A 23,491-nucleotide genomic window follows, 5' to 3' on the forward strand; every position below is an offset into this window, starting at 1 on the left:
CGCACACAAGCACACACAGAACAAGCACACACACAGAAAAGGGCAAAAAGAAACACGCGACACCTCCGACATCGCATACCCTCGTATGCGGCGAATGCATCGCGCGTTCATTTCTACCCTGGACTAGTTTAGCGCCATAAACGGTTTCCCGTGTGGATTGAAGAAGGTTTAATCTGCAACCACTCCGGCGCAAGCAGGCGAACAGCCTTCGCACAACCCGACAAAGCAGTAATAATCGACTCGCAACGCTGATTAAACTCGCTCTGATGACGCTTATCCACAATCTGCCCCGGAAAATGGCGATGCATCTTCGACACAGAGTCGCTACTCTCCTGCAAACCGTGGCCCGTATGACCCGGAACATGCTTCACCAGCACACGCTTCTCGCGGATAGCCTCCGTCAAAGCACGCATCTGAGCCACCACGCGCTCATCCTGAATACCCTCAGAAACCCACGCCTCAAAAGCCCAACGGCTATGCGCCAAACGCAACACAAACGTCAACGCACCCAAAGAATCCGTATGAATAATCAGGCGGCGCGAACCGCTATGGAACACCGTATAAGCCGCCAACATCGCAGACAGCTCACCGGTCATAATATTCACGCCATCATAGTGGGCATGAAAATAGAAGCCGTCCTCACTCACGCCGGCGATACCCATACGGCCGCCACGCTGATACTTCTTATTGTGAGTCGAACGGAACGAACAATCCGTGAAAACGCTATAGTCCTGCAGCTGATCCAGCGGTCGAGGGGTCAGTGCCTCCTCCACCATCTCATCCACGGCGGTACGTGCCGCACACACCTCAGCCTGCATCCGCTCATACGCGGGCGTGCCAGCAAGCTTCACATGCACTTCACCCAAAGAATGGTTATCGTACGGGTCCAGCACCTTCTCAAAGGCGCGGTACTCCATAATCCCCTTCAACTGGTCGCAATCACGGAAAAGATGCTTCAAATTCTTACGGTCAGCAGCAATCGTCACCAGGTTCTGACGGTACTGCTCAGGAACCACATCCCACGCAGAAAGCACGGCACGACCCAGCAGACGCGGATGCACCTCATCACAACACTCCATGAGGGAATGAACGTGAGTGAAAAGCATCGGCTCCTCATTCACCACAGTGCGGGTGCCGTCCTGCTTAGAAATAAAAACCACCGTCGACAACGCCGAATAACAAAAACCTTGCGCCTTACGATGCTCCTGAGCCACCGCAATCACAGCAACGCCCTGATCCGTGTACCCGGCAGGGTACGAGGCGCTATAGTCGGGCGCCTCCCAGGTCAGGGTGCATCGTTTGATATGCGCCGGTGAAAATCCCATGAGTGTCACCCCCCATGTGTGCCATACCGCGTCTCCTTCCATTCATGCGGTGTATCGTCCTCATTCTTTTATAGGTCGAAAAGAAAGGGGCACGCAAATATAAAACACCTTTTTTACAGTTAGCGAATGGAGCACCCGCAACTCCTCTCTCACACCGGCACAGCACAAAACACAGCGTGAGAACACAGCGCGAGAAACCCCCACGCATACCTCACCGAGGCGCAGGGAAAGGTGTACGGTAAAAGAGTCATATACGACGCGGCAACCGCCGCACCACCCCACAAGGAGAGCCCCATGATTGGTGTTTACGCCGGAGTATCCGTCAAGCCCGAGCACGTCGAAGAATTCCTCAAGACCATCGAACCGCTCGTGACCGCAAGCCGCCAGGACGAAGGCAACGTCAGCTACGACTTCGGTGCCGTCTCCGACACCGACTTCGCATTCATCGAGCGTTGGGAATCCCAGGAACTGCTCGAAAAGCACATGGGCACCGAACACTTCCAGAAGGCTGTCGCCGCATGGGAGCCGCTGCTCTCCTCCGAGCTGGACGTTCGCATCGTCAACTTCCGCTAAACGACGTTAAAGACCGAGGTGCCCGGCACCCCCTAAGTGAGGGGTGCCGGGCACCTTCGCATGTCAGTTATGGAGGCGAGCGCGGCAACTCGTAGCACGCCTCGCCTTCATTCTCGGTTTAGCAGCGCTCTCGGTTTAACGGCGTTCTACGCCAACCTCCATCGAATCAAGTGTGAAACCATTCGTCGCGCTCACGCAATGCACCTTACCGGTATTCACCGACTTGCAGGTGTAACCGTACGCAGTCACCACCTGACCGGTAGACAGGGCAACAATGCCCTCAGTATTCACCGGCTCCGGGGTGGCGGTCTGACCGACCAGGCTCACCTCGGGCGCCTGGCCCTGCACCATGTGCACGCGCTGCTGCGCCTTACCGGATGCGGCATCCCAGCCCTCCAGGGTCACGCCCACCATCGCCTGGCAGTCCACACCCGACGGGGTCACCGAGCACGCGACCTTAGAGTCCGGGCTGGTGAAACGCAGCGCCTCAACAGTCTTCGCAGAATCACCCTGACCGAAAGTGCCGCCACCGTACGCTTCAGCGAAAGTCAGCGTACCCGACAGCATGCGGGTCTGTGCCGGAATCAGCGCCAGGCGCGGCTTCTCAACGCTACCACCCTGCGTGAAGCAGGCACCCGTAATGTAGTCGCGGCCCTGCACCTTCGTAGCGCACTGGTACCACTCAACACTCGCCGCGCCGTCCTGGTTCTTGCGGCTGTTGAAGAGGCGCACCGCCTCCTGAGCCTTCGCGCAATCCGAACCGTCATACACGTAAATACCGGCGGAGCCACCCAGCAGACTCGTCACGCCACAGCGAGTACCAGGATCGATAGTGCTCACGGAGCCGCTCGCCGTGGCGTATGCCGCCTCGTACTCGGCGTCAGTGCTCGGCTCATTCGTGGGGGTTGCCACCGAATCGTAGGTTGCAGGGGAATCCAAGCTGGCAGCAATCTGCACGGTATTCGGTTTCCAGGAGCCATCCGCCGCGGTGAACAGGGTCTTCGCATCAACGGACGCCGAGGAAGTCGCGACCTTCATCGGGGCGGTTTCAGAATCATCAGCCTGAGGCTGGGCAGAGCAAGAGCTCAAAGCAAGCGCACCGATGCAGGCAAGAGCCGCCAGGGCACGGCAAGTAAAGGCACGCTGTGCGCGTGCGGGCAGGGTAATCATGAATACGTCCTCGTGAGGGTTGCGAATTGCATTGTGTTGAGTGGTTGTGCTGAGTCGGTGAATCGGGTACCTAAATACCTTCTTACACCCTACTGCACCGCAACTGACAAGGCAATACGCCGCACCGGGTATCCCACGACGGTAGACAAAGACGCGAACAAAGAGCAGCGCCCCGCCCGCAGAAAAACCGCGGAACGGGGCGCCAGCCCATCAGGGCAAGATATTAAATTCTCACAGGATACGTGAGGGGCTTATGCATCCTCGGGCAGGATGCGTACACCGCCCTTATCAGCCGAAGCAGCCAACATACCGTACACCTTCAGGGCGTTCGATACCTGACGCTCACGCGGCTTGGTCGGACGCCACGGTGCGGCACCCTTCGCCTCGCGGCGAGCAGCCAGCTCCTCATCCGAAACGTTTACACGCAGGATGCGGTTGTTCACGTCAATCTCAATCTCGTCGCCGGTCTGCACCAGGCCGATAGCGCCGCCAGCAGCAGCCTCCGGGGAGACGTGACCGATAGAAATACCGGAAGTACCACCGGAGAAACGACCGTCAGTAATCAGCGCGCACTTCTTACCCAAGCCCAAACCCTTCAGGTAGGAGGTCGGGTACAGCATCTCCTGCATACCCGGGCCGCCCTTCGGGCCCTCGTACTGGATGACGACAACGTCGCCTTCCTTCACGTTCTTCGACAGGATCTCGTGCACAGCCTCGTCCTGAGACTCGACCACGAAGGCGCGACCCTTGAAGTGGAACAGCTCCTCATCAATACCTGCGGACTTGATGATTGCGCCGTCCTGGGCGATGTTGCCGTACAGGACCGCCAGGCCGCCGTCCTTGGTGTATGCGTGCTCCACGGCGCGGATGCAGCCGTTCTCAGCGTCAGTCTCGTGGGACTCGTACTTGTTCGCGGTGGAGAACGCGTGGGTGGTGCGCACGCCGCCGGGAGCTGCGAGGAACAGATCCTTCGCCTTCTCGCTCGCCTTGCCGCCGCGGATATCCCACTCGTCCAGCCACTCGTCCAGCGAATCAGCGTGAACAGAATGAACGTTCTTGTGCAGCAGGCCGGCACGGTTCAGCTCACCCAGCAGTGCGGGAATACCACCGGCACGGTGCACGTGCTCAATGTGGTACTTGGTGGAGTTCGGGGCAACCTTCGCCAGGCAGGGAACCTGACGCGAAATGCGGTCAATATCCTTCAGGGTGAAGTCAGCGCCCGCCTCGTGCGCAATCGCCAGGGTGTGCAGCACGGTGTTGGTCGAACCGCCCATCGCCACATCCAGCGCCATAGCGTTCTCAAACGCCTCCTTGGTCGCAATGGAGCGGGGCAGAACCGACTCGTCATCCTGCTCGTAGTAGCGCTTAGCCAGCTCAACGATGCGGCGGCCAGCATCCAGGAACAGCTCCTTACGAGCAACCTGAGTAGCCAGGGTGGTGCCGTTACCGGGCAGCGCCAGACCAATCGCCTCATTCAGGCAGTTCATGGAGTTCGCGGTGAACATACCCGCACACGAACCGCAGGTCGGGCACGCATTCTTCTCAACCTGAGCGAGCGCAGCGTCACTGACGCTATCGTCAACAGCCATCACCATGGCATCAATCAGGTCGAGGCGGTGCTCAACAATGCCCTCAATGCCCTCGCCGGACTCCATGGGGCCGCCAGAGACAAAGATGGTGGGGATGTTCAGGCGCATAGCCGCCAGAAGCATACCGGGGGTGATCTTGTCACAGTTAGAGATGCAGACCAGCGCGTCGGCACGGTGCGCGTTGACCATGTACTCGACCGAGTCAGCGATCAGATCGCGGGAAGGCAGCGAGTAGAGCATACCGTCGTGGCCCATCGCAATACCGTCATCAACAGCGATGGTGTTAAATTCCTTGGCGACGCCGCCAGCCTCACGAATCGCGCCGGCGACCAGCTCACCCATGTCCTTCAGGTGCACGTGGCCGGGCACGAACTGGGTGAAAGAGTTCGCGATAGCGATAATAGGCTTGCCGAAGTCATCATCGCCCATGCCGGTGGCACGCCACAGGGCGCGGGCACCAGCCATGTTACGGCCGTGAGTTGAAGTACGTGAACGCAGTTCTGGCATTGTTTTACCTTCCGTAGTGATGCAAGTACTGATTTTACGCGCGGCGTCCAACGCTCTTCAGCTCAGGGTCACTTTGGTTTCATGCATCGAAACGCGCACGAGCCTGCAACCGCCTATCGGTGGGAGTGTTGAGGCCACGGGGTTGTGCCGGATCTGCGGCAGAATTGCCCCCTTTGGGGTAGATGGGGGACATCACCCCATTATGCCCCCTAATCTGGAATGAGCCCAGGTTGCGGGCGTCGATATTCAGTCGGCGAACGCACCGGGAGGCGGCGGGCTGCCGTGCCTGCCGCGTACGGGCCTCGCTGCGCATACGTAGCACCACACGTAGCACCGGTGCGGTTCATTTCCAACACACTGATTTATACACGCTTTTATACACGCTGAACCCTGCTTACATTTCAGAAGGTTTCTATGACACAGGCACCCACCGCATCGCTCACCCTCACGCCAGCAACCAGCCCGGCAGGCGGTAAGGATTTCGCGTCCTCCGTGATCTACCAGGTGTATCCCAAGTCCTTCTACTCCGCGGCGGGTGGCGCCTACGGCGACCTGCGCGGCGTCATCGAGAAGGTGCCCTACATTGCTTCCTTGGGCGTGGACATGGTGTGGTTCAACCCGTTCTTCGCCTCCCCGCAAAACGACAATGGCTACGACATCTCCGACTACTACGCCATCAACCCCGACCTGGGCACCATGAAGGACGTCGAAGAGATGATTGCCGCCCTTGCCAAGCACGGTGTGGGCGTCATGTTCGACATGGTGCTCAATCATGTTTCGACCGAGCACGAGTGGTTCCAGCGTGCGCTCGCCGGTGAGCACGAGTACTGGGATTACTTCTACATTCGCCCCGGCAAATACACCGAGGACGGTCAGCTGCGCGAACCGACCAACTGGGAGTCGAAGTTCGGCGGCTCCTGCTGGTCCCGCTTTGGCGAGTACACGGATGAACACGGCACTCCCCTGTTCTACATGCACCTGTACGACCGCACCCAGGCTGACGTGAATTGGTACAACCCTGTTGTGCGCGACGAACTGTTTAAGGTCGTGAACTTCTGGTACGAGAAAGGTGTGCGCGGTTTCCGCTTCGACGTCATTAACGTCATTGGTAAGGGTGAAGAGCTGCTCGACGCCCCCGAAGGCACCGTGGACAAGGCACAATACACCGACACCCCGATTGTGCACACTCGCATTCAGCAGCTTAACCGCGCCTCCTTCGGTCAGTATGATGACACCGTAACCGTGGGCGAAATGTCCTCGACCAGCATCGAAAACTGCGTGGGCTACTCCAACCCGGCAAACCACGAGCTGGACATGGTGTTCAGCTTCCACCACCTGAAGGTGGACTATGAGAACGGCGAGAAGTGGTCGAAGGTGCCGTTCCGTTTTGCCGAGTTGAAGCAGATTCTGAACGATTGGGCACTGGGTATGCAGGCCGGCGGCGGCTGGAACGCGCTGTTCTGGAATAACCACGATCAGCCGCGCGCGCTGAACCGTTTTGGTGACGTTGAGCGTTACCGTGCCGAGTCGGCGACCATGCTGGCGACTGTGATTCACCTGCTGCGCGGCACCCCGTACGTGTACCAGGGCGAGGAAATCGGCATGATTGACCCGGTCTACTCCTCGATTGAGCAGTACGTGGATGTGGAGGCGCACAACGCCTACGCGATGCTGCGTGAGCGCAGCCTGAGCGAGCAACAGGCCCTGGAGATTGTGGCGTCGAAGGCTCGCGATAATTCGCGTGTGCCGATGCAGTGGACCGCAGATTCGGCGACTGCTGGTTTTGGTTCCACGTCGCCGTGGCTGGCTCCCGCCCCGGTGCGTGATGCGGCGACCGGTGCCGGTATTTCGGTGGAGGATGAGGAACGCGACGGCGTGATTCTGCCGTACTACCGCAACCTGATTGCCCTGCGTAAGCAGTACCCGGTCATCTCTGCGGGTTCGTACGCACCCTACGCGTTGGATCACGAGCGGGTGTTTGCGTACCTGCGTGAGCTGCCCGCTGAGACTAGTGCTGAGAACGGTAGCCCGGCACAGCGCATGCTGGTGCTGACGAACTTCTACGGTGAGCCGACCGAGATTGAGGTTCCGGCCGAGTTCGTTCGTTCCGGTCGCGTGCTGGTGTGTAATTACAAGAATTCTGCGGTCGATTCTGCTGCGGCGGATTCTGCTGTATCTGATTCGGCTGAGACGGTGACGCTGAGCCTGCGCCCCTACGAGGCTCTGGCGCTGCTGATTGAGGGCTAAAAGCTACTACATGCCCCTCCCCTAACCTGTGGGAGACGTGTGGGAGATGGGCAATATAAACCGACCTGGCAATATTCTATTTTTAGAATATTCCCAGGTCGGTTTTGTTTATAGACATTCCTATAGAGGAATTTATGTGGAATATCAGGCAGATTTTTAGAAGCCGTGCTCGTTCAGCCAGGCAGCCGCCGCCTGCGCGGGCTCCTGCTTAGAGGTACCCGAAACACGGTCATTCAAAGTGCGCAAATCGGCGGTAGTGAGCTTCGCCGAGACGCGGTTCAGAACCTCCGCCGCGGAGTCGGGAACTCGCGACGTATTGATAATGGGCAGCACTTGCTGAGCCAGAATCATGTTCTTCGGATCCTCCAGCACCACCAGCTGATTCTGCTCAATTGCGGGGGTGGTCGAGTAGAGGTCAACCACCTGCACGGTGTCATCCAGCAGGGCCTTGACGGTCAGCGCGCCGCCGCCATCCGAGAGGGGCACAAACTCGGCGGGGACGCATCCGTACTTCTCTTTCAGACCCGGGATGCCGTAGGCGCGCTCGGCAAACTCCGGGGCGGCGCCAAGCTTCAGATTCGTACAGCGGGAGGCGAGGTCTTCGATGCTTCGCAGACCGTATTTCTGGGCGGTCTGAGCAGTAACGACGAGCGAGTCCTTGTCCTCCGCCTCGGAGGCGTTCAGGGCGCGGATTTCAGCCCCGGAGCCACCCGTGGTGAGAATGCCGAGGGCGGCGGGTAGCGCCTGCAGAATCTCCTGCGCAGTGTTAGCTGTAGCCTTCGGGTCCAGGTAAAGAAGCAGGTTGCCGGAGTAGTCCGGGATAACGTCCACCGCACCGGAGGCGAGTGCCCCCAGGTACGCTTCGCGGGCGCCGATGCTTAGCTGGGTGCGGGCATTGAATCCCGCCCGGGCGAGGGCTCCGGCGTAGATTTCGGCGAGAATTTGGGATTCGGCGAAGGCCGCTGAGCCAACGATGATTCCTTCGTGTTCGCCACTGAAGACTTTGTCGCCGCTGAGCCCGCAGGCGCTAAGAATACCCGCCATGCCGAGCGCTCCGGCGGCGGCTAGGGCAGTGCGACGAGATACGGTACGGCGCGAGAAGGTTCGAGGCGTCTGATTCATCGGGTTCATGCCTTCTTCCGGTTGATGGTGAGCCCCGCGGGGGTGAGCGCACGCTGCACAAGGCCCATGAGCGCGTCCACGGCGAAGGCGAGAAGCGCCACGAGCAGGGTTGCGACGAGCATGCGCGGGTAGTCGCGCACGGCGAGCCCGTCAAAGAGGTACCTGCCGAGGGTTCCGCCGCTGAGGTAGGCGACGATGGTCGCGGTTGCGATGACCTGCACGAGTGCGGAGCGGAGCCCGCCGAGCATCATGTTGGCGGCGAGCGGGATTTCGAGGCGGGTCAGGATCTGCCATTCGGTCATGCCTTGGGCGCGGGCTGCGTCCACGAGGTCTTCGGGTACAGCGGCGAGGCCTTCAAGAACTCCGGCGAGCAGGGGTGCCGCCGCAATAATAATGAGCACGATGAGGGCGGGCAGGGTTGAGACGCCCAGCCAGAGCGCCAGGATGGTGAGCAGACCGAGCGCGGGTAGCGCGCGGGTGGCGGCTACGGCGCTCATGAGCAGGTTGCTACGGCCGCGGTTGGTGCCGTAACCCGGGCGGTGGTGCCCAGCCCAGAGGCCGAGGGGCACGACGATGAGTGCCGCGCAGGCGGTGGCGAGGGCGGTGACGCTCAGGTGTTCGAGCAGACGCACGAGGATTCCGCCGCTTCCCTGCCAATTGGAGCCGTCCATGAGGTAGGCGAAGGTTCGTTCTATGACGTTCACGGGTTATGCCTTCCTTTCGGGGCTGTGGCGGTTCGTAACCGTAGCCGCCTGCCAGGGCGTAAGTGCCCTCGTCAGAAGGATAAGGAGCAGGTCGAGGACCAGTGCCAGCAGCAGGCTAAGGATTACGCCAGCCAGGATCTCCGAAGGGATATTGCGCGCGAGTCCATCGGTGAAAAGCGTACCGAGCGAGGGCACACCGATGAGGGCACCCACGGACACCATCGCAATATTTGCCACGGTTGCCACACGGATTCCCGACATAATGACGGGTGTAGCAAGGGGCAGGTAGAGCTCCATCAGCGCCTGTCGGGGCGTGTATCCGAGGGCGCGTGCAGATTCGTGCACGCTATCGGGTACGGAGTCGAAGGCATCCACACCGGAGCGCACCATGAGCGAGAAGGAGTAGACGCTCAGGGCGACGAGCACGTTCAGCGGGGAAATAATGGAGGTTCCCAGAATGAGCGGCATCAGCACGAACAGCGCGATCGAGGGGATGGTGTACAGCAGCGAGGAGAGGTGCATGAGGGTTCGCGCACCGATGCGGCGTTCGGAACCGCGGTCACGGCGACGGCTCGCGTAGTAGGCGACCGGCAGCGCAACGAGAGCACCAATCGCGACGGGCACGACGCCCTGGTAGAGGTGGCTGAGGGTCAGTTCGAGGATGCGCTGGCTGTTGGTGGCGACCCATTCCCAGTGCATATCGCTTGCCGCCAGGGGTGATGCCACTAGGGGCTGCGCGGCGAGAGGTGGTACCGCGAGCACAATATTTTCTAGAAGACTCATTCGCTTTTCTCGCCTTCTGCCGCGCTATTCTGCTCTTCTTGGGAGGCGGCAAGTCGGCGTGCGCGCGCCTGGCGCACCGTCTGCTCATCCAGCAGACCGGCAACGGAGCGGCTCACGAAGGAGCGCACAAAATCATCGGCGGGGCTGTAGAGAATCTCTTCGGGAGTACCGAACTGTGCGAGGCGACCACCCTCCGCGAAGACGGCAATTGTATCGCCGAGCAGAAGCGCCTCGTCAATGTCGTGGGTGACGAACACAATCGTCTTGGCGAGTTGCCCCTGTAGGCGCAGCAGCTCTTTCTGCAGGTCGGTGCGCACTACCGGATCCACTGCGGAGAACGGCTCGTCCATCAGCAGGACGGGCGCATCGGCGGCGAGAGCACGCGCCACACCAACGCGCTGCACCTGACCGCCCGAAAGCTGGGAGGGGTAGCGCTTGGCGTACGAAGGATCCAGACCGACTACTTCGAGCAGTTCGAGGGCGCGCACCTGCGCCTCCTTGCGGGAGGCGCCGAGCAGGCGCGGCACGGTGGCAATATTCTGCGCGACGGTGCGGTGCGGCATGAGCCCACCCTGCTGCATCACGTAGCCGATGCTGCGGCGCAGCTCGTAGGGGTTCTTCTCGTGCACGTTCACGCCGTCAATGGTGATGGTGCCGCTATTGGGCTCCACCATGCGGTTAATCATGCGTAGACTAGTGGTTTTACCGCAGCCGGAGGGTCCGACGAACACGGTAATCTGCCCGGCGGGAATATGCAGGTTCAGGTTCTGCAGCACTGTGGTGGGTTCACCGGTTCGGCTCGGGTAGCTTTTGGTGATGTTCTCGAAGCGGATTCCGCCCGCCTGCGTGCTACCAGTGGCAGCATTTTTTGCCCACGGAATTTGAGGTGAGTCCTCTAGGCGTTGGTGGGTTGAATTTTGGGCGGCTGAATTTTGGGCAGTCATGGGTGCGTTGGTGCTTTCTGCAGTGGCTATAGGGCAGGTGCCTCTGTATACAATCTATATACAAAAAGGCGGCATCTGAGGGTTTTATTCCCAAGATGCCGCCTTTTCGACGGTTTTTCAGTATCTGCAACCGCAAAGTTTTTTAAAAACAAAACCCGCCCCACTGTAGAAGCCTGGAGGCGGATTTCGTGGCTCCGACCGGCGTCGATCCGGTGACCTTACGATTTTCAGTCGTACGCTCTACCAACTGAGCTACAGAGCCTTGCGTATTTACTTTTAGATACGCAATGACCGCGTCTTCGGATGAATAATCATCTGAAATTACGCGGCCAGAGCGACCCCGACGGGACTTGAACCCGCGACCTCCGCCGTGACAGGGCGGCGCGCTAACCAACTGCGCTACGGGGCCTTGTTGGAATCAACAGAAGTAAATTCTATATCATCTAACTTGGCTTTGCAAATTGTGAGATTTGCAAGTACCCCCAACGGGATTTGAACCCGTGCTACCGCCGTGAAAGGGCGGCGTCCTAGGCCGCTAGACGATGGGGGCCTAGTCGATCGAACAGGTTCCGTTTTCTTCATCCCGTCGTTCGAACCTCCACTAGTCTATGACAGGTTTGCGGAGGCGTGCAAACCGTTTTGTTCGATTTTGCCCGATTTTGACCCCCATTTTCGACCATTTATAGCCTGGCACATATGTATTTAAGCTAGTCAATGACGATTCAGAAAAACTTCAAAAAATTTTAAAATTTCTTCACAACACCCATATCAGGAGCTTTTGGAGGGGTTTTAGCGACTTTTGGGTGCCTGCAGAGGCCTCGAAGAAGCCCTATTTCCCGCTCTGATTTCTACAGATTTTCTACAAACTCCTCCGAAACTCCTCCGAAATTTTGTTTCGAAGATGCCGGCATCAGTCCCGCAAGAATTCCGAAAACCCACCTTCACATCTCTTATACACCCCTCTTATGCGCATCGCAGCGGCCAAAAAACTCCACAATATCTCCAAAAATTTTTCGACAACTTTCTACGCGCTTATATAGGACATGCAGGCAAGACGCTACCCTGGGTGCAAATATCTGCAAGAGAGTGCACAGCAACACCTCTCTAGAGGGTTCACCCCAGCCTCCCCGGAGCCCTCAAAAATGTGCCGCGCAAAGCAACTACAGGCCAGAATGCACGTAGATGCAAATATTCACTCTTGGGAATACAATAAACCGGCTTGTCAGACGCTTATTTTTCTCTCAGTGCAGATATCTACGCAATTATGACGACTCAGAAATATAAAGATTTGATAAACCTCTAGCGATTGACAAGGAGAGATGAAAGCCAGCTGAAAATACCCCCTGAAATAGCTTGAAGCCCCCTCTTTGAGCACCGTACTATAGAGGGCGTGAGGTCACTTCCGGACCTTGCACGGGGCCACTTCCGGAGCCCCAGACGTAAAGTCACCGCACATTACAGCACCGATAAACCGCATAGAGATCCAAAGGGGGATCCAGTGTCCGCAACGATGAATCGCCGCACGGCATTCCGTGCACTCGGCGTAGGCACCGCAACCATCGCTCTCGGCTGTGCAGCTGCACCCGCAGCGCAGGCACAGCAGATGGCGCACCCGCAGAAGGCAATGACTGCCGACCAGCAGCTCAAGCTGATTCTGCGCCGCCTAGAGCAGGTACCTGCCCGTTTGAAGTATGCGAAGCCTGGATCCTCCAACCGCGTTAATAGCGGCATTGAGAGCGCACTGGGCAACCTGACCACCGTCCAGGGCACTGACGCAGGCCGTCAGATTGCAAGCGCTAAGGCCGCTGTTCGTAAGTCTGATGGACGCGCCCACGCAGCTCTCTCCCCCGTTGGTGTTATTGCCTGCGTTGTCAGTATTGCAAAGTTTGTCATTCAGCTGGGCATCGCCATTTACAAGCTTATTAAGGCACTCGTTAACGCCTTCAAGCAGTGGAAGACCTTCAAGAACATCGTGAAGGCCGTCATTTCTGGTGAAGCTCGCAAGAAGCTGGGTACTGAAACTGAAACCGTACTCAAGGCCATTTTGGGCATTGAAGACGTCCTCAAAAAGTGTGCATAGTCTACACACCGTACGGCTATGCGCTTGTTTAGAGAGCTAATCTTGGTGTTTCTTTAGCTTTCTAGACCCCGTTAAGGGATGCGCCGCACGTGGAGTCACTGCATGGGCTCGTTGCGCGTCCGGGTAGCCGGAGGGTATGTCCTCGAGTGTCTTCGGCACCTACCCAACCCACCCCGCATGACCTCATGGTGCGGGGTGGGTTTCTTTAACCGCTCTTTCGATAACTCTTCCAGGCGAGCACTTTCCGAGAGCCCCCTACTCCCCCGCTTCCTTATATATAGACAAAAATCGACCCCGCACCGGTTCACGGTACGGGGTCGATTTCTATGCTCTACGTACTCAACGTAAGGATTACTCGCCGCGGGAGATGTTGACCATCTCGTCGCGGTCCACAACCTTCACGCGGGCGCGAGGCTCACCGGCTGCATCCTTGGATGCGGCACCCAGTGCCTTCTCGTGGTCGTCCAGGCGGTGCCAGCCTTCCCAGGTGGTGTACTTGATGCCCTTGGAGTCCAGGTAGGCGCTGAATGCCTCTGCCTCCGGCTCGGGTGCGGTGTAGAGGTTCTCGCGGTCCTCGAGCAGGTGGGTGATGGTTTCGAGCGCGTCAGACTTGGTGGAGCCGATCAGGCCGACAGGGCCGCGCTTAATCCAACCGGATGCGTACAGGCCGGGAACGACCTCGCCGTTCTCGTCCACGACGCGACCCTCAACGTTGGTGATGACGCCGCGCTTGTCGTCGTAACCGATTTCGGGCAGTTCGGAACCGAAGTAGCCGATTGCGCGGTAGACAGCCTGTACGGGGTAGTCCACGTACTCGCCGGTGCCGATGATGCCGCCGTTGCCGTCGAGCTTGTTGCGTTCCATGCGCAGGCCCACGACCTTGCCGTCTTCGCCGAGAATCTCGTGCGGGGACTGCAGGAAGTGTAGGTGCAGGCGGCGGGATGCGGTCTGCTCGTTGGTCTTCTGGTCTTCCAGCCAGCCGCGCAGGGTCTTCATCATGACCTTGGTCTGTGCGTTCTTCTCCATTGCTTCTTCGGAAGCAGCGTCGAACTGGAAGTCCTCTTCGTACAGGACGATGTCCACGTCGCGGGAGTGTGCGAGTTCGCGCAGCTCGAGCGGGGTGAACTTCATCTGTGCGGGGCCGCGGCGACCGAAGACGTGCACGTCGGTCACGGGGGAAGCCTTCAGACCCTCGTAGACGTTGTCGGGGATTTCGGTGACGAGCAGGTCGTCAGCGTGCTTGGAGAGGATGCGGGAGACGTCCAGAGCGACGTTGCCGTTACCGAGCACTGCAACCTGCTCAGCTTCGAGCGGCCAGGTGCGGGGGTAGTCGGGGTGGCCGTCGTACCAGGAGACGAAGTCTGCTGCGCCGTAGGAGCCGTCCAGGTCGATGCCCTTAATGTTCAGGGGTGCATCAAAAATCGCGCCGGTTGCGAAGATGATGGCGTCGTAGTGTTCGCGCAGGTCGGCGAGGGTCAGGTCCTTGCCGTATTCAACGTTGCCGAAGAAACGGATGTCGCCGCGGTCCAGGACCTTGTGCAGTGCGGTGATGATGCCCTTGATGCGGGGGTGATCCGGTGCCACACCGTAGCGGATCAGGCCGAAGGGGGCGGGGTAGCGGTCGAAGATGTCGATGGCGACCTCGACGGCGCCGGTGCGGACCTCTTCAGACTTGGTGAGGATGTCGGCGGTGTAAATACCGGCGGGACCTGCACCAATAACGGCGACGCGCAGGGGGCGTGCTGCTTCAGACACGAAAATCTTCCTTTCGAAGTTCACCGTCCGGCGCCCGGTGCGGCGCGAACAGGCGGTGAGCTTAGTGTTCACTTCTTGCCTATTTTACCGGGGATTGACGGGTGTTCGGTGGCTTATATGTCTTCGCCCACTAAATAGGATAATTTTCTGTCACCTAATCCGGGCGGGGTCACCTAATTCAGGAGGGGTCGCCTAATCCGGGCAGGGCGGCGCATCCGACCCCGGGCACCTCCGCACGCAGCGGGCATAGAACTGCCCCGCCCTCCGAGGTGCAGGAGGGCGGGGCAGGGTAACGAAGACTAGGGGTCGGTTTTAGGCGGCGGGTACCGCCTCAAAGGTGACGACCAGTTCCTCGCGTTCACCGAAGCGGACCAGGTGGCGGTCCAGCACATCCGCCAGACCAGCAGCCAACTCGTCGCTTTCGGCGCGTACCTCCATGATGAGTGCACCGTCGGCTTCGCGCAGGTCACCGTAGCCGCGGAAAATGCCGTCCCGGTTGAAGGTGAGGCGCAGCCCGTCAGGCAGTTCTGCAGTGCCGAGCTTGCGGCCCATGTGCGAGCCGAGCTGCTTGATGTATCGGGCGGGGCGGTCGGTTGCTACGACGGCGCGCTGGCGTACCGGCAGGGATTCCGCGGCGGGGTAATTCTCAGCGGTGTTTTCTTGGGGAGTTTCAGTCACGGTGGGCTCCTTCTCATCTATGCCGAATTCTCATCTATGCCGAAAAAGGCTCACCACACGGAACCTGGCATCCGGCGACGCATGTTTCACCTCGAATATAGCAGAAACTTAGGGTCTACTAACCTAACAAACTATCATTGTTCGCGCAGGGGCGAGAGATAGTTACCGCTATTACGCCTCCCACAAAAGATCTCTGAACGAAAGCTGGGAATTTCCTGGATTAACGCTTAGAGAAACTTTAACCGTAGAATATTTCGGTAACAACAGTGTCACCTCCCCAACACACCGGGAAGTGACACTATTTTTATGCGGGCTCGGAACCCCGAGTCACGCCCCGACTATGAGTATCTACGGATTTTCACGAATGTCTTCTGAGAACACCGCGGCTCCCCAGAGCCCCAAGGCAGAGGCCAAGGGCGCACTGGACCGTTACTTCAAGATCACTGAGCGAGGCTCCACCATCGCCGCAGAATTCCGCGGCGGCCTCGCCACCTTCTTCGCGATGAGCTACATCGTCGTGCTGAACCCCCTCATCATCGGCCTCGGCAAGGACGCATCCGGCAACGCGCTCGGCGTACCGCAGGTCGCAGCAATGACCGCACTGGTCGCAGGCGTCATGACCATCCTCATGGGTGTCATCGCCAAGCAGCCTTTCGCCATGGCGGCAGGCCTCGGCGTGAACGCGCTGCTGGCAACCACCATCGCCTCCACCCCCGGACTGACCTGGCCCGCCATCATGGGCCTCGTCGTATGGGCTGGTGTGCTGATGACCATCCTCGTGCTGACCGGTTTCCGCACCGCAGTGTTCAACGCGGTCCCCGAATCGCTCAAGGTCGCAATCGTCGTCGGTATCGGCTTCTTCATTGCCTTCATCGGCCTCGTCAACGCGGGTATCATCCGCCGCATGCCCGACGCAGCAGGCACCACCGTGCCCGTCTCCTTCGGTGTCAGCGGTCACCTGCTCGGCTGGCCCACCCTCGTCTTCCTCTTCGGCCTGTTCCTCACCATTGCGCTGTTCATCCGCAACGTGAAGGGTGCAATCCTCTACGGCGTGCTCGCCTCCACTGCCCTCTCCATCATCCTGGAGAAGGTCGTGCCCTCCGGCAGCTCGCAGGCATCCCCCACCGGCTGGTCCCTGAACGTCCCCGTCTGGGACTCCAACACCAGCAAGCTGCCCAACTTCTCCCTGTTCGGCTCCGCTGACCTGTTCGGTGCCTTCGGCACCCTCGGCGGCATGGCAGCTGTTCTGCTGATCTTCACCATCCTCATCTCCGCGTTCTTCGACGCAATGGGCACCTCCGTCGGTCTCGCAACCGAAGCAGGCACCATCAAGGACGGCCAGATCGAGAACGTCGACAAGGTCCTGCTCGTGGACGCCCTCGGCTCCGTAGCCGGCGGTGGCACCTCCTCCTCCGCAAGCCAGATCTTCGTGGAGTCCGCAACCGGTATCGGCGCGGGCGCACGCACCGGCTTCGCGAACGTCGTCACCGGCGCACTGTTCCTCGTCGCGATCTTCCTGTCCCCGCTGGTCACCATTGTGCCCTTCGAAGCTGTTGCACCCGCAATGGTGTTCGTTGGCTTCCTGATGATTCGCCAGGCAGTGAACATCGACTGGAACGACTGGGGTCTGGGTATCCCCGCGTTCATGACCATCATCTTCATGCCGCTGGCATACTCCATCGCGGACGGTATCGGCGCAGGCTTCCTGTCCTACGTCTTCATCCGCCTGGTGCAGGGTCGCGGCAAGGAAGTTCACTGGCTCATGTACGTGGTTTCCGCAGTGTTCCTCATCTTCTTCGCTAACGGCCTGATTACCGGCTGGATGCACTAAATACATCAGGTGCCTCACCCTCCACATGTGGAGGCGCGGGCGCCATCAGGGCGGGGTATCGGCACCTTCGGGTTGCCGGTACCCCGCCCTGCGCTATTCTTCCCTCTGCCCCAACCACCGATTCTGGGTGCAGGGGTCGGGGAAACACCACAGCACCGACTGAACCGCCGCACACAACGCGTTTCAACGGCACAAGCTAGGAGGCGGCGCCTACAATGGTTGAACCATCGTGGCGCCCAACCCGGGATTTACCCGCGAGCCTAGCCCGTGAAATTTACCCGCGAGCTTCACCCGCGAAACCGGCGGCGCAACAGTACACACCGAACAACATCAACGGATCCTCACATGTCTGAACCCCAGAAGGCGGCAGCGCCCACCAGCGCACTCGACCGCTACTTCAAGATTTCCGAACGCGGCTCCTCCATCGCCGCAGAATTCCGCGGCGGCCTCGCCGCATTCTTCGCCATGAGCTACATCGTGGTGCTGAACCCCCTCGTCATCGGCCTCGGCAAGGACGCATCCGAACGCACCCTCGGTATCGCACCCGTCGCGGCTGTGACCGCGCTGGTTGCCGGCGTGATGACCATCCTCATGGGTGTTATCGCCAAGCAGCCCTTCGCCATGGCGGCTGGCCTGGGCGTGAATGCGCTGCTCGCCTCCACCATTGCCACCACCCCGAACCTGACCTGGGCAGACATCATGGGCCTGGTCGTTCTTGCCGGTCTGATCATGACCGTTCTGGTGCTCACCGGCTTCCGTACCGCGGTGTTTGAGGCGGTCCCCGAGTCGCTCAAGACCGCGATTGTGGTCGGTATCGGCTTCTTTATTTCCTTTATCGGTCTGGTCGACTCCGGCATTATCCGCCGCATGCCTGACGCAGCTGGCACCACCGTTCCGGTGAGCCTCGGCGCGGGCGGTCACCTGCTCGGCTGGCCCACCCTCGTCTTCCTCTTCGGCCTGTTCTTCACCATCGCCCTGTTCATCCGTAACGTGAAGGGTGCGATCCTGTGGGGCGTGCTCGCCTCCACCGCACTGTCCCTGATTCTGGAGGCGGTTGTCCCCTCCGGTTCCGTGAAGGAGTCGGCAACCGGCTGGTCGCTGAACGTGCCTTCCCTGGCGGACATGAAGTTCACCACCCCGAACTTCTCCCTCATCGGTTCCGCTGACCTGTTCGGCGCATTCACCCACATCGGTCCGCTGGCTGCTTCGCTGCTGGTGTTCACCATTCTGCTGTCCGTGTTCTTCGACGCGATGGGCGTTTCGGTTGGTCTTGCCGCTGAGGCTGGCACCATGAAGGACGGCAAGGTTGAGGACATCGACAAGGTCCTGCTCGTGGACGCTTTCGGTTCCGTTATCGGTGGTGGCGCGTCCGGTTCGGCGAACCAGATTTTCGTGGAATCCGCTACCGGTATTGGTGCGGGTGCACGCACCGGCTTTGCGAACATTGTGACCGGTGTGCTGTTCCTGCTGGCGATTTTCATTTCGCCGCTGGTCACCATCGTTCCTTTCGAGGCGGTTGCTCCGGCGCTGGTCGTGGTCGGCTTCCTGATGATTCGCCAGGCCGTGAATATTGACTGGACCGACTGGGGTCTGGGTATTCCGGCGTTCTTGACCATTATTTTCATGCCGCTGTCGTACTCGATTGCGAACGGTATTGGTGCAGGCTTCGTGGCGTACACTTTCATTCGCCTGGTGCAGGGCCGCGGTAAGGACGTGCACTGGCTGATGTACCTGGTCTCCGCGGTGTTCGTGATCTACTTCGGTATGGGCATCATTAACGGCTGGACTAGCTAAGTCCAACAGTCTACATATTTGCTGAGGGCAGGTTCCTGATGCGGCTGAGAATGTAAGTTTTCAAGCTGCCGAGGGGCCTGCCTTTGGCGTATCTGGTTCGCTCGTGTAGGTTCCTTATCGCTTCCGGGTGCGAGAGAATCATGGCAGAATCATTCCGTTTTCGGTATGATTCTGCCATGATGTCCGTTCAAGAGTATGCTCAAGAAGCTAAGGTTTCAGAGCGAAGCGTGCGTGCCCGCTTGGAACGTGGAATGCTCCAAGGTCGTAAATTGGGAAGCCGTTGGGTTGTCGACGCTCTTCCCGCTGCGCACCGCAGTAATGCTGGCCGCCCTATTTCCTTCGATGCATTCAACGCTTTGGCGCGTTACTGCGATGGCCAGTCATCTGTTCTATCTGCTGAGGAACGCCGCAGGGCAAAAGAACGCGCCTCAGCAATTCAGGTGCAAGGACCTGCGTCTGTTGAGCGATACCGAGCCCGCCGCGGTCTGAAAGTACATCATCTGCAGGCTCCTCCCGCTGAGATTCCTGCGATTTTGGAAGACTCTGCATTGTCGCTTACCGGCATTAGTAGCGATATTTCTCAGGTGTACGGCTCAATGGTTGATGCATATGTTTCAAGCCAGGATTTAGAGAACATTATTTTTCTGTACAATCTGCTTCCGGCGTCTGTAGATTCGGCGAACATTATCTTGCGTGAATGCGATGAGCCGCCCCATATTCTGCCCTTGCATGTGGCGGTAGATCTTCTAGATTTGGGGGATCCGCGAAGCTCCGCTGAGGCAGAGCGCATTCTTCAAGATTCTGTTTTCAAGAAAGTGTCTTAGTCATGACCGCATCCCCTATTTTGATTCCTGCTATCGGGGCAGAGCGTGCCTCTTGGCTTGGTCTGGCTGATATCTCAGACTGACTTTGAAAATCTTCTAAAAGACAGAAGCTAACTAAAACAAGGAATGGCAGAATCGTTCCGGTTTCGGAATGATTCTGCCATTTCTTCTATGCCCGCACTCTGCACGAGACAGGGGCGGCGAGAGCTAGAGTTAGCGGACGTCGCCGTCCACGTAGAACCAGGCACCGCCCACCTTCTCAAAGCGCGACAGCTCATGCATGCTGCCCTTCACCCGATCCTCCGCAGGAACGCCCGGCACCGAACGGTAATACGCAACGAACTCCACCGTACCGGACGCATCAAACGGGCCACCCGAAGCACCCAGAATATCCAGGCGATACCAGCGGATATCATCCTCCAACTCCAAGGCGGCCGGGCGAGTACTCGGATGCCAGCTCGCCAGCAGGTACGCCGCATCCCCGGTCGCAAACGCGGTAAAACGCGAGCGCATCAGCTGCTCCGGCGCGGGAGCAGTCAGCGTGCCGGAGGCGGCAAACTCGCCCAGGAACCTGCCGCAGCAGGCGCCGTACACCTCGCCGCTCGAGCAGGGGCAGCGGTCATCATGGTTAAGTTCAGTCATGCCACCCAGTATAGAGAAAGCACAGCGCAAAGAAACGCCCGCTCTGCCGGGGGTACAAATCCTCCAGCAGAACGGGCGTTCTTGTTTTCAATCGTTAAGTTTGAGCGAACCTACACGGCACGCTTCAGCGGCAACGCTTATTCAGCGATTGCGCGAGCCGGGGTGTCAGCAGCCGAAGGCTTGCCCACGTATGCGCCGCGGTACTTAGCAGCCGGGTGGCTGTCAGCAACCTTGGTGTGGCCCTTACCGAAGATGTTCTCACGCAGGGTGTTGCCCTCGTACTCGGTGCGGTAGCGGCCGCGCTTCTGCAGCTCGGGAACAACGTACTCGATGAAGTCCTCGAAGGAACCCGGGGTGACGTGGTACGCCAGGTTGATGCCGTCCAGGCCGCCCTCATCGATCCAACGCTCCAGCTCGTCAGCAACCTGAACCGGGTCACCAACAATGACCTCACCCATGCCGCCGAGGGTGGTGTGCTCAGCGATGTCCTTGCGGGTCCACTTCTTGTCCTTCGCCTGCAGGGTGAAGGGGGTCAGGAAGGACTGAATCGACTCGGTCTGCACGTAGTTCAGGACCTCGTCCTCGTCGAACTGGGACAGGTCAACACCGGACCAGCCGCCGACAATAGCCTGTGCAGAGTCGAGGTTGATGTACTTCTTGTAATCCTCGTACTTTGCCTTTGCCTTCTCTTCGGTCTCATCCACGATGACGGAGAGCATTGCGAGGATCTTGACGTCGTCGCGGCTACGGCCCTGCTCCTCTGCAGCGGCGCGAATACGGTCGGTCACAACGCGGGTCAGGTCCGGGCGCAGGGCGCTGATGAACACAGCCTCAGCGTGCTTGCCGGAGAACTGCTGGCCGCGGCTGGATGCGCCAGCCTGGAAGATCACGGGGGTGCGCTGCGGGCTCGGCTCAGTCAGGGAGATACCGGGCACGGAGAAGTACTTGCCCTTGTGGCCAATCGGGTGGACCTTGGAGGGGTCAGCGTAGATGCCGCGCTCGCGGTCCTTGATGACTGCGCCGTCTTCCCAGGAGCCTTCCCACAGCTTGTAGCAGACGTCCAGGAACTCGTCGGCGATTTCGTAGCGCTCGTCGTGCGGGATCTGGGTGGGCAGACCCTGGTTCTCAGCAGCCGAAGGCAGGTAAGAAGTCACAACGTTGAAGCCGACGCGGCCCTCAGTGAGGTGGTCGAGGGAGGCGTAGCGGCGAGCCAGGGTGTAGGGCTGCTCGAAAGTAGCGGCAGCAGTCACGCCAAAGCCGAGGTGCTCGGTCACTGCAGCCATTGCAGAAATCTGGGTTGCGGGGTCATTCACGGGAACCTGAGCGGCACCTTCAATGGCGGGAGCGGCAGAGTTCTTGTACACGTCGTAGATACCAACAACGTCAGCGATGAACACGGCGTCAAACAGGCCGCGCTCAAGGGTCTTAGCCAGGTCAGTCCAGTACTTGATGGTGTTGTACTCGGTTGCGCGGGAGCGCGGGTGACGCCAGAGGTCGAAGCTCTGGTGACCGATGCAGGTCATTTCGAATGCGTTAACTACGATGCGCTTCTTCTGCTCAGCCATCGATTTTCCTTTCGCGAATGATCGGGGACGATCGGGTTAGTGCCCTGCACCCCGCGCGCCGCCTCCTTCTTGCCTTCTGCGTTCGGTGGTGGCCTTCGTGCAGGTGGCGCGTTCGCGCCGTACTTGCCTCTTTCCGTTGAGGCCAGATCATCATCTGGGGCACCCCGCTACGGGAGAGGGTTGCCGCCCGGCTAGCCAGAGCTTAGCGCCGGGACTCATGATCTCGTGGTTTGAGTGTACGGGGCGCGCGGGAGGGAGGTCACGTTTGTGACGAAAAAATCTTTTTGTGACGTGGAACCGAAATATTTCGTGATAAATGCGAAATATACGGTCATAGAAATTCATACGCGCCCGCAGGGTTGATTGAGGCACGCCACAGCCCATAGGGTGGGAGAAGCAAACCATCCAGAGCGACTGAGAGACCTGGCTCCACGACGTCGCAGCAACCGGCACGGATTCTTCCGCCCCCGGTGCTAACGCCAGGAACGATGGAAGTGACATGACACTCAACAGTGCAGTAACTGACGTACCCACCAGTGAAAAGAACGGCCGCCGTGCCGTATCCACCGCCGCCGTCCCCTTGAGCTTTGAAGGCGTCGGACAATCTTTCCCCGTGCCCGGCGGAACCCACGAAGTTCTTCGCGGAGTCTCCTTCACCGCAGCCCCCGGCGAGATTATCTCCGTCATCGGCTCCTCCGGATGCGGCAAATCCACTCTCCTGCGTGCAGCAGCAGGCCTGAACCGCATCACCGCAGGTACCGTGCGTATCGGCGAGAAGGCAGTGACCGGCCTCGACCCCCGCGTAGCTATCGGCTTTCAGGAACCGCGCCTGCTCCCCTGGCGCACCGTCGCCGACAACGTGGCTCTCGGACTACCGCAGGGCACCAAAAAATCTGAAGGCGCAGCATCCGTAGCGCGCCTGCTCGACCTGGTCGGACTGGGCGAATACGCAACCCACCGTCCCAAGGAAATTTCAGGCGGTATGGCTCAGCGCGTGTCCCTGGCGCGAGCGCTCGCACGCAACCCCGGCGTGCTGCTGCTCGACGAGCCCTTCGGTGCTCTGGACGCGCTGACCCGCATCAACATGCAGGATTTGCTGTTGGACGTGCACCGTCAAGACCCGACCACGATTCTGCTGGTCACCCACGATGTGGAAGAGGCGCTGTACCTCTCTGACCGGGTGATCGTCCTCGGTAAGGACACCCCGGAGGCGCCCGCCACCATCCAGCGCATTGTGACCGTTGACCGTTCTCACCCGCGTGACCGCGCCGATGCAGAGATTACGGCGCTGCGTAGCGAACTGCTGGCTGAGCTCGGCGTGGAAGATAACGCCTAAAGCCGCCACGAAACGCATTTCT

General features: G+C 59.4%; 18 protein-coding genes, 3 tRNA genes and 2 riboswitches. Of the genes, 7 read left to right on the top strand and 14 right to left on the bottom strand.

The window, feature by feature from the left end:
• Positions 1-128: 128 nt before the first annotated feature.
• Complete coding sequence (locus tag HMPREF2712_RS00370; RefSeq protein ID WP_005509232.1) at positions 129-1,325, bottom strand: RNase H family protein; 1,197 nt, start codon at positions 1,323-1,325, stop codon at positions 129-131.
• Between the two features lie 294 nt (positions 1,326-1,619).
• Here HMPREF2712_RS00370 and HMPREF2712_RS00375 point away from each other — a divergent pair, with 294 nt between their 5' ends.
• On the top strand, positions 1,620-1,898 hold the full coding sequence (locus HMPREF2712_RS00375; RefSeq protein ID WP_044150828.1) for a putative quinol monooxygenase: 279 nt from the start codon (positions 1,620-1,622) through the stop codon (positions 1,896-1,898).
• 135 nt (positions 1,899-2,033) lie between these two features.
• Here the strand turns inward: HMPREF2712_RS00375 and HMPREF2712_RS00380 are convergent, their stop codons facing one another.
• Together HMPREF2712_RS00380 and ilvD are read right to left on the bottom strand one after the other, a co-directional pair.
• Positions 2,034-3,068, bottom strand: coding sequence for a 2-oxoglutarate dehydrogenase (locus HMPREF2712_RS00380; protein WP_070818971.1), 1,035 nt, complete (start codon positions 3,066-3,068; stop codon positions 2,034-2,036).
• A 251-nt stretch (positions 3,069-3,319) separates the two neighbouring features.
• Complete coding sequence (gene ilvD, locus HMPREF2712_RS00385) at positions 3,320-5,164, bottom strand: dihydroxy-acid dehydratase (RefSeq protein ID WP_070818972.1); 1,845 nt, start codon at positions 5,162-5,164, stop codon at positions 3,320-3,322.
• A 414-nt stretch (positions 5,165-5,578) separates the two neighbouring features.
• Between ilvD and HMPREF2712_RS00390 the strand changes: the two genes are divergently transcribed.
• Positions 5,579-7,411, top strand: a complete 1,833-nt coding sequence (locus HMPREF2712_RS00390; RefSeq protein ID WP_070818973.1) for an alpha,alpha-phosphotrehalase — start codon at positions 5,579-5,581, stop codon at positions 7,409-7,411.
• A 156-nt stretch (positions 7,412-7,567) separates the two neighbouring features.
• Here HMPREF2712_RS00390 and HMPREF2712_RS00395 read toward each other — a convergent pair whose 3' ends face one another.
• From HMPREF2712_RS00395 to HMPREF2712_RS00425, 7 genes are all read right to left on the bottom strand, one after another.
• Entirely contained in the window at positions 7,568-8,533 is a 966-nt protein-coding gene (locus tag HMPREF2712_RS00395; RefSeq protein ID WP_070818981.1) for an ABC transporter substrate-binding protein, read from the bottom strand.
• A 5-nt stretch (positions 8,534-8,538) separates the two neighbouring features.
• Complete coding sequence (locus HMPREF2712_RS00400; RefSeq protein WP_005507234.1) at positions 8,539-9,237, bottom strand: ABC transporter permease; 699 nt, start codon at positions 9,235-9,237, stop codon at positions 8,539-8,541.
• Between the two features lie 3 nt (positions 9,238-9,240).
• A complete protein-coding gene (locus tag HMPREF2712_RS00405; RefSeq protein WP_070818974.1) occupies positions 9,241-10,020 on the bottom strand; it encodes an ABC transporter permease in 780 nt (259 codons plus the stop codon).
• Entirely contained in the window at positions 10,017-10,796 is a 780-nt protein-coding gene (locus tag HMPREF2712_RS00410; RefSeq protein WP_305793676.1) for an ABC transporter ATP-binding protein, read from the bottom strand. The genes HMPREF2712_RS00405 and HMPREF2712_RS00410 overlap by 4 nt, the downstream gene beginning before the upstream one ends.
• Positions 10,797-11,153: 357 nt before the next feature.
• A tRNA-Phe gene (locus HMPREF2712_RS00415) sits at positions 11,154-11,226 on the bottom strand.
• A 73-nt stretch (positions 11,227-11,299) separates the two neighbouring features.
• A tRNA-Asp gene (locus HMPREF2712_RS00420) sits at positions 11,300-11,373 on the bottom strand.
• A gap of 68 nt (positions 11,374-11,441) precedes the next feature.
• Positions 11,442-11,514, bottom strand: a tRNA-Glu gene (locus HMPREF2712_RS00425).
• A gap of 948 nt (positions 11,515-12,462) precedes the next feature.
• Here HMPREF2712_RS00425 and HMPREF2712_RS00430 point away from each other — a divergent pair.
• Positions 12,463-13,044, top strand: coding sequence for a hypothetical protein (locus HMPREF2712_RS00430; protein ID WP_005507238.1), 582 nt, complete (start codon positions 12,463-12,465; stop codon positions 13,042-13,044).
• Positions 13,045-13,395: 351 nt separating this feature from the next.
• Here the strand turns inward: HMPREF2712_RS00430 and HMPREF2712_RS00435 are convergent, their stop codons facing one another.
• Both HMPREF2712_RS00435 and HMPREF2712_RS00440 read right to left on the bottom strand, forming a co-directional pair.
• Complete coding sequence (locus HMPREF2712_RS00435) at positions 13,396-14,799, bottom strand: FAD-dependent oxidoreductase (protein ID WP_044150832.1); 1,404 nt, start codon at positions 14,797-14,799, stop codon at positions 13,396-13,398.
• 312 nt (positions 14,800-15,111) lie between these two features.
• The gene (locus tag HMPREF2712_RS00440; protein ID WP_070615506.1) at positions 15,112-15,477 is read right to left on the bottom strand and encodes a DUF2218 domain-containing protein; all 366 of its coding nucleotides are present in this window, start codon (positions 15,475-15,477) and stop codon (positions 15,112-15,114) included.
• 364 nt (positions 15,478-15,841) lie between these two features.
• Here HMPREF2712_RS00440 and HMPREF2712_RS00445 point away from each other — a divergent pair, with 364 nt between their 5' ends.
• The 3 genes from HMPREF2712_RS00445 to HMPREF2712_RS00455 all read left to right on the top strand — a co-directional run bounded on the left by HMPREF2712_RS00445 (position 15,842) and on the right by HMPREF2712_RS00455 (position 19,926).
• Complete coding sequence (locus HMPREF2712_RS00445; RefSeq protein ID WP_070615504.1) at positions 15,842-17,308, top strand: NCS2 family permease; 1,467 nt, start codon at positions 15,842-15,844, stop codon at positions 17,306-17,308.
• A gap of 345 nt (positions 17,309-17,653) precedes the next feature.
• A complete protein-coding gene (locus HMPREF2712_RS00450) occupies positions 17,654-19,102 on the top strand; it encodes an NCS2 family permease (protein WP_070615500.1) in 1,449 nt (482 codons plus the stop codon).
• 140 nt (positions 19,103-19,242) lie between these two features.
• A complete protein-coding gene (locus HMPREF2712_RS00455; RefSeq protein WP_070818976.1) occupies positions 19,243-19,926 on the top strand; it encodes a hypothetical protein in 684 nt (227 codons plus the stop codon).
• Between the two features lie 213 nt (positions 19,927-20,139).
• On the opposite strand, the gene HMPREF2712_RS00460 is transcribed toward HMPREF2712_RS00455, so the two are convergent.
• Together HMPREF2712_RS00460 and HMPREF2712_RS00465 are read right to left on the bottom strand one after the other, a co-directional pair.
• On the bottom strand, positions 20,140-20,568 hold the full coding sequence (locus HMPREF2712_RS00460; protein WP_070615495.1) for a YchJ family protein: 429 nt from the start codon (positions 20,566-20,568) through the stop codon (positions 20,140-20,142).
• Between the two features lie 137 nt (positions 20,569-20,705).
• Positions 20,706-22,133, bottom strand: a complete 1,428-nt coding sequence (locus tag HMPREF2712_RS00465) for an LLM class flavin-dependent oxidoreductase (RefSeq protein WP_070629241.1) — start codon at positions 22,131-22,133, stop codon at positions 20,706-20,708.
• Between the two features lie 114 nt (positions 22,134-22,247).
• A riboswitch (SAM riboswitch) is annotated at positions 22,248-22,356 on the bottom strand.
• A gap of 175 nt (positions 22,357-22,531) precedes the next feature.
• Positions 22,532-22,628: riboswitch (SAM riboswitch) on the top strand.
• Positions 22,629-22,632: 4 nt separating this feature from the next.
• Here HMPREF2712_RS00465 and HMPREF2712_RS00470 point away from each other — a divergent pair.
• On the top strand, positions 22,633-23,469 hold the full coding sequence (locus tag HMPREF2712_RS00470) for an ABC transporter ATP-binding protein (protein ID WP_012904246.1): 837 nt from the start codon (positions 22,633-22,635) through the stop codon (positions 23,467-23,469).
• The last annotated feature ends 22 nt before the right edge of the window (positions 23,470-23,491 follow it).

The sequence above is a fragment of the Rothia sp. HMSC064F07 genome (genome assembly GCF_001837265.1).
In the GTDB taxonomy this organism is placed as follows: Bacteria; Actinomycetota; Actinomycetes; order Actinomycetales; family Micrococcaceae; genus Rothia; species Rothia mucilaginosa.

What these genes read in the sequence shown, in the direction of transcription:
- HMPREF2712_RS00390 (WP_070818973.1), top strand. Translation starts at nt 5,579, where the DNA reads ATGACACAGGCACCCACCGCATCGCTCACCCTCACGCCAGCAACCAGC.
- HMPREF2712_RS00465 (WP_070629241.1), bottom strand. Translation starts at nt 22,133, where the DNA reads ATGGCTGAGCAGAAGAAGCGCATCGTAGTTAACGCATTCGAAATGACC.
- HMPREF2712_RS00460 (WP_070615495.1), bottom strand. Translation starts at nt 20,568, where the DNA reads ATGACTGAACTTAACCATGATGACCGCTGCCCCTGCTCGAGCGGCGAG.
- HMPREF2712_RS00470 (WP_012904246.1), top strand. Translation starts at nt 22,633, where the DNA reads ATGACACTCAACAGTGCAGTAACTGACGTACCCACCAGTGAAAAGAAC.
- HMPREF2712_RS00395 (WP_070818981.1), bottom strand. Translation starts at nt 8,533, where the DNA reads ATGAATCAGACGCCTCGAACCTTCTCGCGCCGTACCGTATCTCGTCGC.
- HMPREF2712_RS00370 (WP_005509232.1), bottom strand. Translation starts at nt 1,325, where the DNA reads ATGGGATTTTCACCGGCGCATATCAAACGATGCACCCTGACCTGGGAG.
- HMPREF2712_RS00405 (WP_070818974.1), bottom strand. Translation starts at nt 10,020, where the DNA reads ATGAGTCTTCTAGAAAATATTGTGCTCGCGGTACCACCTCTCGCCGCG.
- HMPREF2712_RS00380 (WP_070818971.1), bottom strand. Translation starts at nt 3,068, where the DNA reads ATGATTACCCTGCCCGCACGCGCACAGCGTGCCTTTACTTGCCGTGCC.
- ilvD (WP_070818972.1), bottom strand. Translation starts at nt 5,164, where the DNA reads ATGCCAGAACTGCGTTCACGTACTTCAACTCACGGCCGTAACATGGCT.
- HMPREF2712_RS00445 (WP_070615504.1), top strand. Translation starts at nt 15,842, where the DNA reads ATGTCTTCTGAGAACACCGCGGCTCCCCAGAGCCCCAAGGCAGAGGCC.
- HMPREF2712_RS00375 (WP_044150828.1), top strand. Translation starts at nt 1,620, where the DNA reads ATGATTGGTGTTTACGCCGGAGTATCCGTCAAGCCCGAGCACGTCGAA.
- HMPREF2712_RS00455 (WP_070818976.1), top strand. Translation starts at nt 19,243, where the DNA reads ATGGCAGAATCATTCCGTTTTCGGTATGATTCTGCCATGATGTCCGTT.
- HMPREF2712_RS00450 (WP_070615500.1), top strand. Translation starts at nt 17,654, where the DNA reads ATGTCTGAACCCCAGAAGGCGGCAGCGCCCACCAGCGCACTCGACCGC.